This window comes from Patulibacter ginsengiterrae (assembly GCF_056269115.1).
Map to the genome: position 1 here is coordinate 11913 of NZ_JBWDOG010000001.1, position 16676 is coordinate 28588.

At 72.0% G+C, this 16676-nt stretch carries 14 protein-coding genes and 2 riboswitches; of the genes, 3 read left to right on the forward strand and 11 right to left on the reverse strand.

Annotated features, from left to right (window positions below):
• Positions 1 to 8: 8 nt before the first annotated feature.
• The 6 genes from thiC to ACVUH9_RS00070 form a co-directional block, all read right to left on the reverse strand.
• Positions 9 to 1391 (reverse strand): phosphomethylpyrimidine synthase ThiC, encoded by a 1383-nt coding sequence (gene thiC, locus ACVUH9_RS00045; RefSeq protein WP_475752707.1) that lies wholly within the window; start codon positions 1389 to 1391, stop codon positions 9 to 11.
• Positions 1380 to 1488: riboswitch (TPP riboswitch) on the reverse strand. It overlaps the preceding gene by 12 nt.
• A 104-nt stretch (positions 1489 to 1592) precedes the next feature.
• Positions 1593 to 2633: a 3-isopropylmalate dehydrogenase gene (gene leuB / locus ACVUH9_RS00050; protein ID WP_475752709.1), complete on the reverse strand. Its 1041-nt coding sequence runs from the start codon at positions 2631 to 2633 to the stop codon at positions 1593 to 1595.
• Positions 2634 to 2720: 87 nt separating this feature from the next.
• Complete coding sequence (locus ACVUH9_RS00055) at positions 2721 to 3572, reverse strand: class I SAM-dependent methyltransferase (protein WP_475752711.1); 852 nt, start codon at positions 3570 to 3572, stop codon at positions 2721 to 2723.
• An 81-nt stretch (positions 3573 to 3653) separates the two neighbouring features.
• Positions 3654 to 4259, reverse strand: a complete 606-nt coding sequence (gene leuD, locus ACVUH9_RS00060) for a 3-isopropylmalate dehydratase small subunit (RefSeq protein WP_475752713.1) — start codon at positions 4257 to 4259, stop codon at positions 3654 to 3656.
• Positions 4260 to 4292: 33 nt separating this feature from the next.
• Entirely contained in the window at positions 4293 to 5708 is a 1416-nt protein-coding gene (gene leuC / locus ACVUH9_RS00065) for a 3-isopropylmalate dehydratase large subunit (protein WP_475752715.1), read from the reverse strand.
• 55 nt (positions 5709 to 5763) lie between these two features.
• Positions 5764 to 6369 carry a helix-turn-helix domain-containing protein gene (locus ACVUH9_RS00070; protein WP_475752717.1) on the reverse strand — a complete coding sequence of 202 codons (606 nt, stop codon included), beginning with the start codon at positions 6367 to 6369 and terminating at the stop codon, positions 5764 to 5766.
• Positions 6370 to 6652: 283 nt separating this feature from the next.
• Here ACVUH9_RS00070 and ACVUH9_RS00075 point away from each other — a divergent pair, with 283 nt between their 5' ends.
• On the forward strand, positions 6653 to 7270 hold the full coding sequence (locus ACVUH9_RS00075) for an RNA polymerase sigma factor (RefSeq protein WP_475752719.1): 618 nt from the start codon (positions 6653 to 6655) through the stop codon (positions 7268 to 7270).
• 534 nt (positions 7271 to 7804) lie between these two features.
• Here the strand turns inward: ACVUH9_RS00075 and ACVUH9_RS00080 are convergent.
• The 3 genes from ACVUH9_RS00080 to ACVUH9_RS00090 form a co-directional block, all read right to left on the reverse strand.
• Positions 7805 to 9157 (reverse strand): NCS2 family permease, encoded by a 1353-nt coding sequence (locus ACVUH9_RS00080; protein WP_475752720.1) that lies wholly within the window; start codon positions 9155 to 9157, stop codon positions 7805 to 7807.
• A 214-nt stretch (positions 9158 to 9371) separates the two neighbouring features.
• The gene (locus ACVUH9_RS00085) at positions 9372 to 10097 is read right to left on the reverse strand and encodes a ferritin-like domain-containing protein (protein ID WP_475752722.1); all 726 of its coding nucleotides are present in this window, start codon (positions 10095 to 10097) and stop codon (positions 9372 to 9374) included.
• A gap of 169 nt (positions 10098 to 10266) precedes the next feature.
• On the reverse strand, positions 10267 to 11919 hold the full coding sequence (locus tag ACVUH9_RS00090; RefSeq protein WP_475752724.1) for a 2-isopropylmalate synthase: 1653 nt from the start codon (positions 11917 to 11919) through the stop codon (positions 10267 to 10269).
• Between the two features lie 238 nt (positions 11920 to 12157).
• On the opposite strand from ACVUH9_RS00090, the gene ACVUH9_RS00095 reads away from it, so the two are divergent.
• Positions 12158 to 12784 (forward strand): malonic semialdehyde reductase, encoded by a 627-nt coding sequence (locus ACVUH9_RS00095; protein WP_475752726.1) that lies wholly within the window; start codon positions 12158 to 12160, stop codon positions 12782 to 12784.
• 51 nt (positions 12785 to 12835) lie between these two features.
• Here ACVUH9_RS00095 and serA read toward each other — a convergent pair whose 3' ends face one another.
• Together serA and serC are read right to left on the reverse strand one after the other, a co-directional pair.
• The gene (gene serA / locus ACVUH9_RS00100) at positions 12836 to 14449 is read right to left on the reverse strand and encodes a phosphoglycerate dehydrogenase (protein ID WP_475752728.1); all 1614 of its coding nucleotides are present in this window, start codon (positions 14447 to 14449) and stop codon (positions 12836 to 12838) included.
• A 16-nt stretch (positions 14450 to 14465) separates the two neighbouring features.
• The gene (gene serC, locus ACVUH9_RS00105; RefSeq protein ID WP_475752730.1) at positions 14466 to 15641 is read right to left on the reverse strand and encodes a phosphoserine transaminase; all 1176 of its coding nucleotides are present in this window, start codon (positions 15639 to 15641) and stop codon (positions 14466 to 14468) included.
• Positions 15642 to 15666: 25 nt separating this feature from the next.
• A riboswitch (ZMP/ZTP riboswitch) is annotated at positions 15667 to 15757 on the reverse strand.
• 128 nt (positions 15758 to 15885) lie between these two features.
• Here serC and ACVUH9_RS00110 point away from each other — a divergent pair.
• Positions 15886 to 16659 (forward strand): gamma-glutamyl-gamma-aminobutyrate hydrolase family protein, encoded by a 774-nt coding sequence (locus tag ACVUH9_RS00110; protein ID WP_475752732.1) that lies wholly within the window; start codon positions 15886 to 15888, stop codon positions 16657 to 16659.
• Positions 16660 to 16676: the final 17 nt, after the last annotated feature.

The window sequence follows — 16676 nt, forward strand, 5'->3', positions numbered from 1 at the left end:
CCCACCGCTCAGGCCGCCGGCAACCCCGCCGCCTCGCGCGCCCGCTGCGTGCCGAGATCCTTCAGCCGGCCCCAGTCGACGTCGCGGAAGTTGTGCATCGGGCAGTACTTCGGCCCGCACATGGAGCAGAACTCCGCCGTCTTGAAGTAGTCGTCGGAGAGCGTCGCGTCGTGCATCTCGCGCGCGGTGTCGGGATCGACGGAGAGGTCGAACTGGCGGTTCCAGTCGAAGTCGAACCGGGCCCGCGACAGCTCGCGGTCCCAGCGGGCCGCCCGCGCGCCGTGGGCTCCCCCGCGCGCCAGGTCGGCCGCGTGCGCGGCGATCCGGTAGGCGATCAGGCCCTGCTTGACGTCGTCGGCGTCGGGCAGGCCGAGGTGCTCCTTCGGGGTGACATAACAGAGCATCGAGGTCCCGTGCCAGCCCACGACGGCGGCACCGATCGCCGAGGTGATGTGGTCGTAGCCGGGCGCGATGTCGGTCACCAGCGGGCCGAGCGTGTAGAACGGCGCCTCCTGGCAGATCCGTTGCTGACGCTCGACGTTCTCCTGGAGCTGGTGGAGCGGCACGTGCCCCGGCCCCTCGACCATGCACTGGACCCCCGCGTCCCAGCAGCGCTGGACGAGCTCGCCGAGCGTGTCGAGCTCGGCGAACTGCGCCGCGTCGGAGGCGTCGGCGATCGATCCGGGCCGGAGCCCGTCGCCGAGCGAGATCGTCACGTCGTGGCGGGCGCAGATCTCCAGGACCCGGTCGAAGCCCTCGTAGAGCGGGTTCTCCCGCTCGTGGTGGACCATCCAGCGCGCCAGCAGCCCGCCGCCGCGCGAGACGATCCCGGTCGTCCGGTGCTGGCAGAGCGAGAGGTGGCTGAGCAGGACCCCGGCGTGGATTGTCATGTAGTCGACGCCCTGCTCGGCCTGCTCCGTGATCACCTCCAGCAGCAGCTCGAGGGTCAGGTCCTCCGGCTTCTTGACCCGCTCCAGCGCCTCGTAGATCGGGACGGTGCCGATCGGGACCGTCGCGACCCCGATGATCGCCTCGCGGGTCTCCCGGATCCGCTTGCCGGTCGACAGGTCCATCACCGTGTCGGCGCCCCAGCGCTGCGAGAGCGCCAGCTTCTCGACCTCCTCGTCGAGCGACGAGGTCGTCGGGCTCGAGCCGATGTTGGCGTTGATCTTGACCCGTGCCTTGAGGCCGATCGCCATCGGGTCGAGCGCGGCATGGTGCAGGTTCGCCGGGATCACCATCCGACCGCGGGCGACCTCCGCCCGCACCGTCTCGGGGTCGAGCGACTCGCGCTCGGCCACCCGGACCACCTCCGGCGTCACGACCCCGTCGCGTGCGACGCGCAGCTGCGTTCGCGGGGTTCCCTCGTCCGTGAAGACGTGCCGTTCCATGATGCTCCCTCCGCCGGTATGAACCGGATCAGGTCGTCGGGTCAGCGCGGTGACAGCGCTATCTCAGCCCCTTCCTGGGACCCCCCGGATGTGTGTGGTCCGGCGACCCTACCGCAGCCCGCGGCCGGCACGGCGGCGGGCTGCCGCCCGAACCGCAGCGGGGCGGGACGACGCCGTGGCGCCTCCCACCCCGCGCAGGCCTCAGCCCAACCGCGAGCGGACCGCGGCCAGCGCCTCGGCGGTCGTCGCCGTGCCGCCGAGGTCGCGGGTGCGCAGGCCGTCGCCGAGCGCGCCGTCGACGGCGGCCTCCAGGGCCAGCGCCTCCGCCTCGAGGCCGAGGCCGTGGCGGAGCAGCATCGCGGCCGAGAGGAAGGTCGCCAGCGGGTTGGCGACGCCTTGCCCGGCGATGTCCGGGGCCGAGCCGTGGACCGGCTCGAACACGCCCGGGCCGTCCGGATTGCCGACCGACGCCGAGGGCAGCATCCCGAGCGAGCCGGAGAGCATCGCCGCCGCGTCGGAGAGGATGTCGCCGAAGAGGTTCTCGGTCACGATCACGTCGAACTGGGTCGGCCGCGCGATCAGCTCCATCGCGCAGCTGTCGACGAGCTGGTCGAGCAGCTCGACGTCGCTGTACTCCTCGGCGTGCACGCGGTGGACGACCTCGCGCCACTGGCGCGACGTCTCCATCACGTTGGCCTTGTCGACCGAGGTCACCAGGTTGCGGCGCTTGCGGGCCGCCTCGAAGGCCGAGCGGGCGATCCGCTCGACCTCGGCGACGGTGTAGTGGCAGAGGTCCGACGCGTCGGTCGCGGTGCGGGTCTTCTCCCCGAAGTAGATGCCGCCGGTCAGCTCGCGGACGACCAGCAGGTCGGTCCCGTCGAGGACCTCGCGCTTGAGCGCCGAGCTGTCGTAGAGCGCCGGGACGGGCCGGACCGGGCGCAGGTTGGAGAACAGGCCCAGCTGCTTGCGGAGGCCGAGCAGCCCCTGCTCCGGGCGCGGCTTGGACGGATCCGTGGTGTCCCACTTGGGGCCGCCGACGGCCCCGAGCAGGACCGCGTCGGAGACCTTGCACGCGGCGAGCGTCTCGTCGGTCAGCGCGGTCCCGTGGGCGTCGATCGACGCGCCGCCGAAGACGTGCTCGGTGTAGCTGAAGTCCCCCAGCTCGGAGAGGATCTCGAGGGTCGGAGCGGTGATCTCCGGGCCGATCCCGTCACCGGGAAGAACTGCGATCGCGTGCGACATGTATTCCTAGTTGGTCAGCCGCCGCCGTCGCTCGCGGCAACGGTCGGCGGAAGGTGAAATGGGTGGTGGGACGTCGATCGCTCGACGTCAGCCGCCGCGCAGGCGGGCGGCGATCTGCTCTTCGGTCTCCGGCCCGCGGGGCGTTCCCGCACGGGTCGCGCTGATGTTGAGGCGGACGTAGTCGAGGGTGACCGTGCCCCCCGGCTCGTCGCCGCCGAGCTCGTGACGGACGGCCTCGACGAACTCGTCGTGGGCCTCGACCGGCAGCCGCTCGAGATGGCTGCCGAGCACGACGGTCCGCAGGAACGACGAGGGATCCTCCGGCGTGACGTGGCGCGGCTCCAGCCAGCAGCGGACCTCGACGAAGCCCGCCGCCTCCAGCCGCGCGGTCGTCTCCTCCGGGGTCGCGAAGTTCCACGGGCCCTGCCAGCCGGTCAGGGCCAGGTCCCACGGCGCATGGGTTCGCAGCCGCTCGATCGCCGCCTCGACGCTGGCGATGTTGCCCGCGCCGCCGCACTGCGCCTCGAGCCGACCCCCCGGATGCAGCGCGGCCGCGATCCGGCCGAACAGCCGCTCGTGGTCGTCGATCCAGTGGAAGGTCGCGGTCGAGATCACCGCGTCGACCGGGTCAGGCAGGACCAGCTCGGTCAGGTCCTGGACCTGCAGCTCGACCTCGGGCGGCAGCACCCGCTCGGCCTGGGCGATCATCGACGGCGATCCGTCGATGCCGATCACGTGGCCGCCGGGCAGCCGCTTGGCCAGCTCGGCGGTCACCCGGCCGGTGCCGCAGCCGGCGTCGAGGACGGTCTCGTCGCCGCGCAGCTCCAGCCGCTCGAGGACGTCGCCACCCCAGACCCGGTGCGGGACGGAGACGCGGTCGTAGACCTCCGCCTGCCAGTCGCGCGGGCCGTCGGTCGGGCCCTGGTCGCCAGCGCTCATGCGGCCGACTCCCGGGGCGGGGCGGGGCGGACGGCCGCCCCCTCCGGACGGGTCTGAAGGGGAGCGGTCATCCGGTCCCTCCTAGGCGACGGGGGTCGTCTGAACCGGCTCGGGCGGCAGCTCGAGCGAGCTCGGCGTGATCCAGCCGCGCTGCTCGCGATCGCCCTCGAACTTGTCGATCATCTCGCCCTGGCGAAGCGTCAGGCCGATGTCGTCGAGGCCGTTGAGCAGCCGGTACTTCGTGTCCGGGTCGATGTCGAAGGAGAAGACCTCTCCACCGGCGGTGACCGTCTGGGCGTCGAGGTCGATCTTGGCGTCGCCGGCGGCGGCGACCTTGCGGACCTCCTCCTCCTTCAGCTGCACCGGCAGCAGCCCGACCTTGGTCGAGTTGGAGTAGAAGATGTCCGCCAGCGAGGTCGCGATGATCGCCCGGAAGCCGGCGTCCTCGAGCGCCCACGGGGCGTGCTCGCGGCTGGAGCCGGAGCCGAAGTTGGCGCCGCTGGTCAGGATCGGGTTGCCGATCTCGACGTTGAAGTCCGGCGCCTGCTTGGCGTCGTGGAAGAGGTACTCGCCGAAGCCGGTCCGCTCGACCCGCTTCATGAAGCGGGCGGGGATGATCTGGTCGGTGTCGACGTCGTCACGGGGCAGGTCCGAGACGGCGCCCTCGATGATGTTCACGGGATCCATGGTGGGTCCTTGCTCTCGAAGTTCGCTGGGCGCCTAGACGGCGGCCGGCTCGTTGGCGGGGTCGAAGCTGCGCACGTCCACGAAGTGGCCGGCGATCGCCGCGGCGGCGGCCATCTGCGGCGAGACCAGGTGCGTGCGCCCGCCCTTGCCCTGACGACCCTGGAAGTTGCGGTTGGACGTCGACGCGCAGCGCTCGCCGGGCTGCAGGACGTCCGGGTTCATCCCCAGGCACATCGAGCAGCCGGCGCCGCGCCAGTCGAAGCCGGCCTCGGTGAAGACCTTGTCCAGGCCCTCGGCCTCGGCGGCGATCTTGACCTGGACCGAGCCCGGGACGACCATCGCGTAGACGTGGTCGGCGACCTTGCGGCCCTTGATGACCTCGGCCGCGGCCTGCAGGTCGGCCAGGCGCCCGTTGGTGCAGGAGCCGAGGAAGACCCGGTCGATCTTGATGTCCTCGATCGACTCGCCGCCCTCCAGCCCCATGTACTCCAGGGCGCGCTCGGCCTGGCCGCGCTCGTCCGGGTTGTCGAAGCTCTCCGGCGTCGGCACGTTGCCGTCGATCCCGACGACCATGTCCGGGGTCGTGCCCCAGGTCACGCGCGGGGTCAGCTTGGTGACGTCGACGACGATCTCGCGGTCGAAGCTCGCGCCCTCGTCGGTGTAGAGCTGCTTCCACTGCGCCAGCGCGGCGTCCCAGTCGGCGCCCTTCGGCGCGGCCGGCTTGCCCTGGACGTAGTCGAAGGTCTTCTGGTCCGGGGCCACCATGCCCGCGCGGCCGCCGCCCTCGATGGTCATGTTGCAGATCGTCATCCGGCCCTCCATCGAGAGCTGCTCGATCGCGGGACCGGCGAACTCGACGACGTGGCCGACCGCGCCGTCGACGCCCATCTGGCCGATCGCGCCGAGGATCATGTCCTTGGCCGTGACGCCGAAGGGCAGGTCGCCCTGGAACGTGATCCGCATCGACTTCGGCTTCTTCTGGACCAGGCACTGGGTCGCCATCACGTGCTCGACCTCGCTGGTCCCGATCCCGAAGGCGAGGCCGCCGAAGGCGCCGTGGGTGGCGGTGTGCGAGTCGCCGCAGACGATCGTCATGCCCGGCTGGGTCAGGCCCTGCTCGGGACCGACGACGTGGACGATGCCCTGGCGGCTGGAGCCGAGCGAGAAGACCGGAACGCCGAACTCGGCGCAGTTGTCCTCCAGCGTCTCGACCTGGACCCGCGAGAGCTGGTCCTTGATCCGGGCCGCGACGGGCGTGCCGTCGGTCGGGACGTTGTGGTCGGCGGTCGCGATCGTGCGGTCGGGGCGGCGGAGCGTCCGGCCGGCCAGGCGCAGGCCCTCGAAGGCCTGCGGGCTGGTGACCTCGTGCAGCAGGTGGAGGTCGATGTAGATCAGCCCGTCGGCGACCTCGTGGGACTCCCAGATCTTGTCGAACAGTGTCTTCGGCATATGCGGCTCGTGAGGGTGGAGGGTGGTGCGGCTACGTGAGGGTGGTGGTCGTCCGTCAGCTGCGACGGAGTCCGGCGTTGACCACGGCGAGGAAGACCACGCCGTCGGGACCGGGGTTCTCGAAGTGGTGCGGGAGATCCGCGTCGAAGGTGACGCAGTCGCCGGCGACGAGCGGATGGTCGACGCCGTCGCAGTGGAGGAGCAGCGCGCCCTGCTCGACGAGCACGATCTCGCGGGTGCCCGGCTCGTGCATCGGCGGGTCGCCGACGTTGCCGGTGCGGGCGCCGGCTCGCAGCTCGTGGCGGGTCAGCTCGCTGCGCTGACCGGGCAGCGGCGCAGTCAGGATCTCGACGACGTGCCCGCGCTTGGGCGAGCCTCCGCGGCGGCGCTCGTCCGCGTGCACGATCGTCACCGATCCGCCCTCGTCGAGCCGCAGCAGCTGACTCAGGCGCAGACCGAGGCCGGTCGCGATCCGGGCGGCGACCTGCAGCGTCGGCGAGGTCTCCCCCCGCTCGACCTGGCTCAGGGTCGTGGCCGACACGCCACAGCGCTCGGCCAGATCCCGCAACGACAGGCCCATGTTGTCTCGCAGCGCGCGAACCCGCGGACCGATCTGGATCCGCTCGTCGTCCGCGACCGGGATGAGAGGGGTGGTCGCCATGCCCCTCGTACGGTATCACGTACAAGCGTGCGCTCAAGCGAACGATCGTGCGACTGCGGCGATCGCGAGGCGGGGTCGGTAGGTTGACCCGGTGCCCTTTGCAGACACCAGCGGACACGGATTGGCGGTGGCGGGCCCGCGTCGTCTCGTCCTCGCCCTCCCGCCGCTGGACGCGCAGGCGACGGCGCCCTCCCTGCGCGCCCCGGGCCCCTCGGCGATGCGCAGCGTCCAGGATCGGCAACTCGCGCAACAAAACCGCCCGCCAATCGGCTCTATGTCGTAGATGCCCGACACCGTCAGCCCGCGGAGCGTGCCGGGGCCACCGCCCGCCGGCCCGGTTCCCGCGCTCCCCCGCACCGTCGAGCCGTCCGCGACCGCCGGGCCCGCGGACCCGTTCCTCCCTCCACCCCACACCCAGCGCGTCGCCGAGCGGGCGCTGGAGCTCTCCTACCGCACCGCCCTCGCGGTGATCCGCGACCAGGACCTCGCCGCCGAGGTCGCCCAGGAGGTCGCGATCGCGGCGATCCGGCGCGCGGCGACGCTCCGCGATCCCGCCGCGCTCGACGCCTGGCTGCACCGGACGGCCGTCCGGGCCGCGATCACCGAGGCCCGTCGGCGCACCGCCCGCCGGGCCGCCGACGACGACTTCGGGCAGCCGACCCCGGCGGCCGCCGACGACCGCGGCCCGGACACCGGTCCGGCGCGGCGGCTGCTGGCGGGACTCCCGCCCCGCCAGCGCGCGGCGATGACGCTGCGGTACGTGCACGACCTCGACGATCGCGCGATCGCTCGCGCGCTCGGGTGGCGGGTCGGCACCGTCCGCTCGCTGCTGGCCCGCGGACGGGCGACGCTCCGCTTCGCGCTCGACCAGGCCGACGCGCCGGCCGGAGGCGACCAGTGAGGCGGCGGACGCAGGACGACGACGCGTTCCGCGCGCTCTTCGCCCCGATCCGCGAGGCACAGCCGCCGGTCCGCTCGGAGACCGCCGTGCGTCAGGCCCACACGGCGATCACCGGACGCGCGACCTGGCGCAGCCCACTCCGGCGCGCCTCGGCGGCCGTCTGGCGACGCCCGCGCTCCGGGCCCCGCTGAGACGCACTGCCACCAAAGCGGCGGAGGTGCGTCTGAGGTGGTCGTGGACCAAGCAGGTCGGTACGCGCGATGCGAGAGCACTACCGACCCCGCGAGTTGGGACGCGAGGCGTTCGTGGGAAAGGCGGTCGAACACCAAAGCGGCGGAGGTGCGTCTGAGGTGGTCGTGGACCAAGCAGGTCGGCGCGCGCGACGCGAGAGCACTACCGACCCCGCGAGTTGGGAGGCGAGGCGTTCGTGGACCAAGCAGGGTCGGTGCGCGCGACGCGAGAGCTGTGCGCCAGCACTGCCGAGCGTCGCGCGTGCCGAGATGCGAAGCGTCCACGGCCGCCTCAGACCACCTCCTAGACGGTGCCGTGGATGAAGTACCAGACGAAGATCGCCGCCACCACCACCAGCAGCGGGTGCACCTCGCGCCAGCGTCCGCGGAGCACGGCGATCAGGACGAACAGGATCATCCCGGCGCCGACGCCGTTGGCGATCGAGTACGTGAACGGCATCAGCACGACGGTCACGAACGCGGGCAGCGCGATCCCGATGTCGTCCCAGTCGAGCTCGGCGATCTGCCCGATCATCAGGGCGCCGACGACGACCAGCACCGGGCCGGTCGCGGCCGACGGGATCACCGACGCCAGCGGCGAGAGGAACATCGCGACCAGGAACAGCACGCCGGTGACGACGTTGGCCAGGCCCGTCCGGCCGCCCTGGGCGGCGCCCGCGGTGCTCTCGACGTAGATCGTGTTCGACGAGGCCGAGGCGGCGCCGCCGACGATCGCCCCGGCCGACTCGACCAGCAGCACCCGGCGCAGCATCGGCAGCCGCCCCTGCTCGTCGGTCAGCTCGGCCTTGCGACCGATCGCCAGCGCGGTGCCCATCGCGTCGAAGAAGTTGGCCATCAGCACGGCCACGATCACGGCCGCCGCGGCGGCCACGCCGAGCGTGTCGAAGATGTTGAACGAGATGTCGCCGACGAGCCCGAAGTCCGGTGTCGCGGTGACCGAGCTGGGCAGCTCGGCGCCGGGCACGGGCGTGCCGCTGGCGATCGCGTTGACGACGATCGCGAGCACCGTCGCCAGCACGATCCCGAGCAGCAGCGCGCCCGGGATGCCGCGGGCGACGAACACGCCGATCGCGACCAGGCCGACCACGAAGACCAGGGTGTTCCAGCTCGCCAGGTCATGGCCGAGCGCGACGATCGTGCCGCCGTCCTTCGGGTGCTCGACGATCCCGGAGTTGACCAGGCCGATGAAGGCGATGAAGAGCCCGATGCCGGCGCCGATCGCCCGTTTGAGCGAGTCGGGGATCGCGTTCATGATCGCCTCGCGCAGACCGGCGATCACGAGCACGAGCATGATCACGCCCTCGATCACGATCACGCCCATCGCCTCGGGCCAGTCGAGGCCCTTGCCGGCGACCAGGGTGAAGGCCACGAACGCGTTGATGCCGAGCCCGGCCGCGAGCGCCATCGGCACGTTGGCGAACAGGCCCATCGCGATCGTCATCAGGCCGGCGACGAGCGCGGTGACCGTGACCAGCTGGGTGTGGTCGAGCTTGAGCCCGGTCCCGTCGGCCACGCCACCGAGGATGGCTGGGTTGACGGCCAGGATGTACGCCATCGTCGCGAACGTGGCGAGCCCGGCGAGCACCTCGGTGCGTACCGAGCTGCCCCGCTCGCTTATGCGGAAGAAGCGATCCATGAGGTCCTCGTCGGGGCGTCGAACGGGGGATCACCGCAGCCGGCCCCGGGCGACCGCAGTGGAGCAAGCAAGGGTAGGGCGAACGGCGCCCGAAGTGCTTGGCCCTGGCAGGCACACGGGCCCCGGTCGCGGTCGCGACCGGGGCCCGTGTCGTGCGTGATGCCCGCGCGTCCGCCGCGGCGCACGCGTCTCGGTGGGCTGGCGCCCGCCGATCCTAGATCTTGTCGAGCTCGATTCCGCCGGCGACGAGCTTCGTGCTGCCGACGATCTTGAGCACCGCCGCCTCGCTCTTCGGCTTGTCGAAGGTGGCCGGCGCCGGGTACGACTTCGGGTCGGCTCCGGGGGCGCCGCCGCCGAGGATGTAGCGGATCCAGGCCGCGTGGCGTGCCTCGACCGAGTGGATCGAGAGCGCCGCCTTGACGTAGGCGCGGGTCTTGAGGTTCGGTCCCTGGCCCGCGTAGGCGGCGACGCCGGTGTCCTCCAGCGCCATCGCCGTCGCGCCGAAGTTGGCCGGGGAGATCGCCGTCCCGGCGGCCGCCATGTCGATCGTCGGCGCCTTGACGGCCGCCTTGCCGAGCCCCTTCTCGAGGAACGTCACGTGCTTGGCCTCGTGGTCGGCGACGATCGTCGCGAACTGCTTCAGCTCGGGCGAGGCGAAGTCGTTCTGCGAGACCGCGGCGGCGTAGAAGGCCGCCTCCAGGTACTCCAGCGTGAGCGCGTAGTTGAGGATCTTGATGTCGTTCCTGGTCGACGGCCGGGTCGACGAGATCTTCGCGTCGGCGATCGAGGGCAGACCGAAGATCGACGCCCCCGCGACCACGCCGACCCCGGCCAACGCCCCGTTGCGGAGGAACGTGCCGCGATCGAAGCCGGCACTCTCCGCCGTCTCGCGAACGTCGCCGTTGACGTCGAGCTTGTCCAGATTGATGTGGTGCGACACAGGGCTCTCCTGAAGTTCGGTGGTTTCGAACGCCGCGGTGAGCGGCCTCTCGTGGTCTTGGAACGACCACCCGCCGGATTCGGATGCACTCCTGGGTCGATGGCTCGCGAACGGCGTCCGCAACCGGTGCCCGTACGGGCTCCCCCGGCTCCGGACGCCTTGCCGCGCGCTAGGGGGTCGGTTCGAGCGTGGCCGCCGACACCACGGCGTCCGCGACGGCGATCCGCCGGAGCCCGGCGTTGAGCGCCCGCAGGTACGCGATCCCGGAGGCCCGGATCGTGTCGGTGTGGACCCCCTGCCCGGCGCCGGTCACGCGCTCGCCGCCCGTGACGCCCGGCAGCTCGGAGCGCACCGCGCCGGGGGCGCCCAGCTCGACGACGACCGAGGCCTGGGCCAGCGCGTCCTGCCCGCCGGTGACCGCCTCGACCCGGTACTCGCGGAGCCGGGCGTCGACCCCTACCGCCGCGTCGAGGGCCCGGAAGACCGCGTCGACCGGCCCGTCGCCGGTGAACGACCCGTGCCGCTCGTCGCCCTCCGGCGTGGTCACGACGACCCGGGCGTGCGGCGGACGAGCGTCGGCGCTCGCCTCGACCGCGTAGCTGACCAGCTGGAAGCTCCCGACCTGGGGCTCCTCGCGCAGCTCGTCGGCGACCAGCGCCTCGAGGTCCATCGCCGTCACCTGCTTCTTGCGGTCGGCGACCTGCTTGAAGCGGCCGAACGCCTGCCGCAGCGCCTCGCCGTCGAGCGTGTAGCCGAGCTTCTCCAGCGCGTCCTTGAGCGCCGCGCGGCCCGAGTGCTTGCCGAGCACCAGCTGCTCGACGTCGTCGATGCCGATCGCCGCCGGATCCATGATCTCGAAGGTCGATCGCTCCTTGAGCACGCCGTCCTGGTGGATCCCGGACTCGTGGCTGAAGGCGTTGCGGCCGACGATCGCCTTGTTCGGCGGGACCGCGTAGCCGGTCAGGCGCGAGACCAGCCGGCTGGTCCGCGCGATCTCGGTGGTGACCGCACCGGTGGTGTAGCCGAGCCGGTCGCGCCGCGTCTCGAGCAGCATGATGACCTCCTCGATCGCGGCGTTGCCGGCCCGCTCGCCGATCCCGTTGACCGCGCACTCGACCTGCCGGGCCCCGGCGGCGACCCCGGCCAGCGAGTTGGCGACGGCCAGACCGAGGTCGTCGTGGCAGTGGACGGAGAGGACCACGTCGGCCAGCGCCGGGGTGTACTCGTAGAGCTGGGCGAGGAAGGCCGCGTACTCGTCGGGCGTCGCGTAGCCGACGGTGTCGGGCACGTTGATCGTCGTCGCGCCCTCGTCGATCGCGATCTGCAGCACCTGCGCGGTGAACTCCGGATCCGAGCGGGTCGCGTCCATCGGGCTGAACTGGACGTCGTCGACCAGCGACTTGGCGTGCGCGACCGCCGCCTTCGCCCCCTCCAGCACGTCGGCGCGGGTGTTGCGCATCTGGTGCTCGATGTGGATGTCCGACGTCGAGATGAAGGTGTGGATCCGTCCGCGACCGTCGGCGGCCGCCTCGCGGATCGCCTCTCCCGCGCGGGCGATGTCGCCGGGCTGCGCGCGGGCCAGGCCGGCGATCACCGGGCGGTCGGGGCCGAAGTCGGCGCGCGCGATCGCCTGGACCGCCTCGAAGTCGCCGGGGGACGCGATCGGGAATCCCGCTTCGATCACGTCGACCCCGAGGCGCGCCAGCTGGTGGGCGATCTCGAGCTTCTCGGTCGTGTTGAGCGAGATGCCCGGCGACTGCTCGCCGTCGCGCAGCGTGGTGTCGAAGATGACGACCCGGTTCGGGTCAGCGGGAATGGTCATGCGTGGTCCTCTCGTGTGCTTCGTCCTCAGGGCCTGCTCGGTAGTGGTTCGCGGCTACATGCGGCCGCCACGCGCTATTCCCCCCGAGGGGGGAGCAGAAGCAGCAGGGAGAGGTCGAGGCACAGCGCCATGACGTCTTCGATCGTACCAGCGTCCTCCCCGCACCTCGAACGGAGGCCGACCAGGCACCAGCCCGAGGCCTAAACGGGCCGTGGTCCGCTTATGCTGTAGTGGAAGGATGAGCAGCTCTCCCACCTCCCCGACGCACAGCGACCTGCTGGCCCTGCCCAGCGACGCCCAGGACCTCCTCTTCCGCGAGGCCCGGACCGCCAACAGCTTCACCGACGAGCCCGTCGGCGACGAGCAGATCCAGGCGATCTACGACCTCGTCCAGTGGGCCCCGACCGCCGCCAACACCCAGCCGCTGCGGGTCGTGATCGTCCGCTCGCCCGAGGGCAAGGCGCGCCTGCTCCCGCACATGAGCGAGGGCAACCGGGCCAAGACGGAGGCCGCCCCGGTGACCGCCGTGCTGGCCGCCGACACGCGCTTCTACGAGAACTGGGATCGCCTGTTCCCGCACATGCCCGGTGGCGGCGCCCGGTTCGCCGGCAACCCGGAGGCGGCCGTCGGCATGGCCCGCTTCAACGGCGCGCTCCAGGCGGGCTACTTCATCCTCGGTGTCCGCGCGGCAGGCCTCGCCGCCGGCCCGATGGCCGGCTTCGACAGCGCCGGACTCGACGCCGAGCTGTTCCCCGAGGGCGACCGGCAGTCGCTGGTCGTGGTCAACATCGGCCACCCCGGGCCCGACGCCTGGTTCCCGCGGTCCCCGCGGCTGGAGCACCACGAGGTCGTCACGACAATCTGAGCGGGTGGGCCAGGGCCGCGACCGCGGTCCTGGCCCCACCGATCGCCCGCTCTACAGCGTGAGGGTGCGCCCGTCGGCGAAGTCGTCCTGGGCCAGGATCCCGGCGAGGACGGCGGGCGCGACCGGCTTGTCGGTCGTGATCACCATCACCGCTTCGGTGCCGCGGGTGCCTTCCTCGTCCTGGTGGTAGCCGACGGCGGCCTGCTCGATGTTCACGCCCTCGTCGCCCAGCAGCCCACCGATCCGACCGACCATCCCGGGCCGGTCGACGTAGCGGAGGATCAGGATGTTGCCCTCGAGCTGGAGGTTGAACCTCTGCCCCCACGCCTCGAGCAGGTGCGCGCGGGCGTGACGCCCGAGCGTCGTGCCGACCACGCGGTGCCGGACGCCGTCGGAGACGACCGTCACCCGCACCAGGTCGGTGAAGTCGCGCGCCTGGGTGCGGGTGGTCTCGGAGACCTCGATCCCCCGCTCCTTGGCGATCGACGGCGCGTTGACGTCGTTGACCGACTCCTCGGTCCAGCCCTCGAGCACGCCGCGGAGGACGGCCAGCGAGAGCGGACGGACGTCGCGCTCGGCGATCCGGCCCAGCACCTCGACCTCGATCCCGTCGATCGAGGAGCCGCCGGCCAGCTCGACCGCGATCCGGCCCAGCCGCGTGCTCAGCGGCAGGAACGGACGCAGGATCTCGAGGTCCTCGCGGCCGACGGCCGGTGCGTTGACCGCCGTCATCACCGTGCCGCCGCTGAGCGCGGCGACGATCTGCTCGGCGGCCTGGAAGCCGGCGCGATCGTTCGCCTCGGCCGTCGACGCCCCGAGGTGCGGCGTCAGGATCACGTTGTCGTAGCCGTGCAGCGGATGCTCGGTGACCGGCTCGGACGGGAAGACGTCGAGCGCCGCGCCGCCGACCTGGCCGCTGTCGAGCGCGTCCTTCAGCGCCAGCTCGTCGATCAAGCCACCGCGGGCGACGTTCAGGACGCGCACGCCCGGCTTGACCTTCGTGAACGCCTCGGCGCCGAGCCAGCCGGCGGTCTCCGGCGTCTTCGGCAGGTGGATGGTGATGAAGTCGGCCTGCGCGTAGATCTCGTCGCTGTCGGCGGCCTTCTCGACGCCCAGCTCCTTGTAGCGCTCGGCCGCGACGTAGGGGTCGTACGCCAGGACGCGCATCGCGAGCCCCTGGGCACGCTCGGCGACGAGCTGCCCGATCCGGCCGAAGCCGATGATCCCGATCGTCTTGCCGTACAGCTCGACGCCGGAGAACTTCGAGCGCTCCCACTTGCCCTGGTGCATCGACGCGTTGGCCTGCGGGATGTTGCGGGCCAGCGCCATCATCAGCGCGACCGTGTGCTCGGCGGCGGTGACGACGTTGGACTGCGGCGCGTTGACGACGATGATGCCGCGCTTGGTGGCGGCCTCGATGTCGACGTTGTCGACGCCGACGCCGGCGCGGCCGACGACCTTGAGGTTGGTGGCGGCGGCCAGCAGCTCGGGCGTGAACTTGGTCGCCGAGCGGATCAGGACGCCGTCGTACTCCGGCAGCTTGGACAGGAACGTGTCGTCGTCCCAGTCGATGCCGAGGTCGACTTCGAAACCGGCGTCGCGGAGGGCGTCGATCCCGGACGGGCCGACCTTCTCCTTGACGAGGACCTTGGGCGTGCGGGTCATGTGTCGGTTCCTTGGGTCAGGCGGCGGGAAGCCGCTCGACGACGTAGTCGATGGATGCGGTCAGCTGCTGGACGTCGGCGGGGTCGACGGCCGGGAACGTCGCGACCCGCAGCTGGTTGCGACCGAGCTTGCGGTACGGCTCGACGTCGACGACGCCGTTGGCGCGCAGGGTCTTGGCGACCGCGGCCGCGTCGACGCTGTCGTCGAAGTCGATCGTGCTGACGACCAGCGAGCGATTCGCAGGGGCGGCGACGAACGGCGTCGTGTAGGACGTCTTCTCGGCCCACGCGTAGAGGTGGCTCGAGGAGGCCGTCGTGCGGCCGACGGCGAAGTCGAGCCCGCCGTTCTCGTTGAACCAGTCGATCTGCTCGGCGAGCAGGAACAGCGTCGCCACCGCAGGGGTGTTGTACGTCTGGTCCTTCTTCGAGTTGTCCAGCGCCGTCTTCAGCGAGAGGAAGTCCGGGATCCAGCGGTCGCTCGCGGCGATCTGCTCGATCCGCTCCTGCGCCGCCGGGCTCAGCAGCGCGAGCCAGAGCCCGCCGTCGGAGGCGAAGCACTTCTGCGGGGCGAAGTAGTACGCGTCGGCGTCGGCGGCGTTCAGCGGCAGGCCGCCGGCTCCCGAGGTCGCGTCGATCAGGACCAGCTGGTCGCCGCTGCCGACCCGCTGGACCGGGACCATCACGCCGGTCGAGGTCTCGTTGTGGGCCCAGGCGATCGCGTCGACCGGCTCGACCTCGTCCTGCTGGAGGACGGCGGCCGCGGCGACCGGGTCGGGCGCGGCGCCGGGATCGGCCGAGACGACGGTCGGGTCGCCGAGGAACGGCGCGCCCTTGGTCGCGCTGGCGAACTTCGACGAGAACTCGCCGTAGGTCAGGTGCAGCGCACGGTCGCGGACGAGGCCGAAGGCGGCGGCGTCCCAGAAGGCGGTCGCGCCGCCGTTGCCGAGCGCGACCTCGTAGCCCTCGGGCAGCTGGAAGAGCTCCCGGAGGCCGGTGCGGACGCGGCCGACGAGGTTCTTCACGGGCGCCTGGCGGTGCGACGTGCCCATCAGGGCCGCGCCACGCTCGGCGAGCGCCGTGATCTGCTCGGGACGCACCTTCGACGGGCCGCAGCCGAAGCGGCCGTCGGCCGGCTTGAGCTCGTCGGGAAGGGTGATCGCCGTAGCGGCGTTGTTCGTGCTGGGTCCGGTCATGCTGCTCCTCGGTGTTCAGGAGGGATGTCGGTGCCCAGGCGCGCGGCGGTGTTCGATGCCGCCGCTCCCTGGTGGTCGATTCCACCCCGGTGCAGACGCCAGTCGCGGCGGCAAGGCAGCAGTCTAGCGAAGCACCGACCAGGTTCTCGGCGAACCCGGGCCGGGTGCACCGGACGGACACGCGCCGGCGGCCGCAAATCCCGGCGGAGCGGGGCGCAGCACCCGCCCGGGTAGGTTGCAACATGTGTCCGATCCCGTTCTCGTCGGCATCACCACCGCGGAGCTGTTCACGCCCGAGCGCACGATCCCCGCGCCCGAGTCGGAGCCGCCGCAGCGCAAGCTCTCGCTCGGCATGGACTACCCCGATGCGGTCACCGCCGCGGGTGGCGTCCCCGTCGTCCTGCCGCCGATGAGCCTCGGCGGGGCCGCGCTGCTCGACCGGCTCGACGCGTTGCTCGTCTCCGGTGGGCCGGACGTCGATCCCGCGCTCTACGGCGCCGACCCGCACCCGCAGCTCGGCCCGGTCGAGCGCGAGGCCGATCGCGCCGAGTGCGACCTCGTCCGTGCCGCCGAGCAGCGCGGCATGCCGATCCTGGCGATCTGCCGCGGGATGCAGCTGGTCAACGTCACGCGCGGCGGCACGCTCTGGCAGGACCTGCCGAGCGAACGGCCGTCGCCCGTCGATCACCGGCAGACCACGCCCGGCACGCGGACCAGCCACGACGTGACCGTCGACGGCGATTCGCTGGTGGCCGAGCTGACCGGCCTGGCGTCGGACGAGGGACCGTCCGTGCTCGACGTCAACTCGTTCCACCACCAGGCGATCCGCGAGCTCGGCCGTGGTCTGCGGGTCGTCGCCTGGGCGCCGGACGGCGTGATCGAGGCGGTCGAGGCGAGCGATCGCTCGTTCCTGGTCGGCGTCCAGTGGCACGCCGAGTCGCTGGTCGCCGACCCGCGACAGCTGGGCCTGTTCCGCGGTCTCGTCGCCGCCGCACGGGACGCGCGGATCGCCCGCTGAACGACGCGCGCCGCGGC

Excerpts from the sequence above, each read along its gene's own strand:
- ACVUH9_RS00080 (WP_475752720.1), bottom strand. The coding sequence starts at position 9,157 with ATGGATCGCTTCTTCCGCATAAGCGAGCGGGGCAGCTCGGTACGCACC.
- ACVUH9_RS00070 (WP_475752717.1), bottom strand. The coding sequence starts at position 6,369 with ATGGCGACCACCCCTCTCATCCCGGTCGCGGACGACGAGCGGATCCAG.
- leuC (WP_475752715.1), bottom strand. The coding sequence starts at position 5,708 with ATGCCGAAGACACTGTTCGACAAGATCTGGGAGTCCCACGAGGTCGCC.
- serC (WP_475752730.1), bottom strand. The coding sequence starts at position 15,641 with ATGACCGGACCCAGCACGAACAACGCCGCTACGGCGATCACCCTTCCC.
- leuB (WP_475752709.1), bottom strand. The coding sequence starts at position 2,633 with ATGTCGCACGCGATCGCAGTTCTTCCCGGTGACGGGATCGGCCCGGAG.
- leuD (WP_475752713.1), bottom strand. The coding sequence starts at position 4,259 with ATGGATCCCGTGAACATCATCGAGGGCGCCGTCTCGGACCTGCCCCGT.
- ACVUH9_RS00090 (WP_475752724.1), bottom strand. The coding sequence starts at position 11,919 with ATGACCATTCCCGCTGACCCGAACCGGGTCGTCATCTTCGACACCACG.
- thiC (WP_475752707.1), bottom strand. The coding sequence starts at position 1,391 with ATGGAACGGCACGTCTTCACGGACGAGGGAACCCCGCGAACGCAGCTG.
- ACVUH9_RS00055 (WP_475752711.1), bottom strand. The coding sequence starts at position 3,572 with ATGAGCGCTGGCGACCAGGGCCCGACCGACGGCCCGCGCGACTGGCAG.
- ACVUH9_RS00095 (WP_475752726.1), top strand. The coding sequence starts at position 12,158 with ATGAGCAGCTCTCCCACCTCCCCGACGCACAGCGACCTGCTGGCCCTG.
- ACVUH9_RS00075 (WP_475752719.1), top strand. The coding sequence starts at position 6,653 with ATGCCCGACACCGTCAGCCCGCGGAGCGTGCCGGGGCCACCGCCCGCC.
- serA (WP_475752728.1), bottom strand. The coding sequence starts at position 14,449 with ATGACCCGCACGCCCAAGGTCCTCGTCAAGGAGAAGGTCGGCCCGTCC.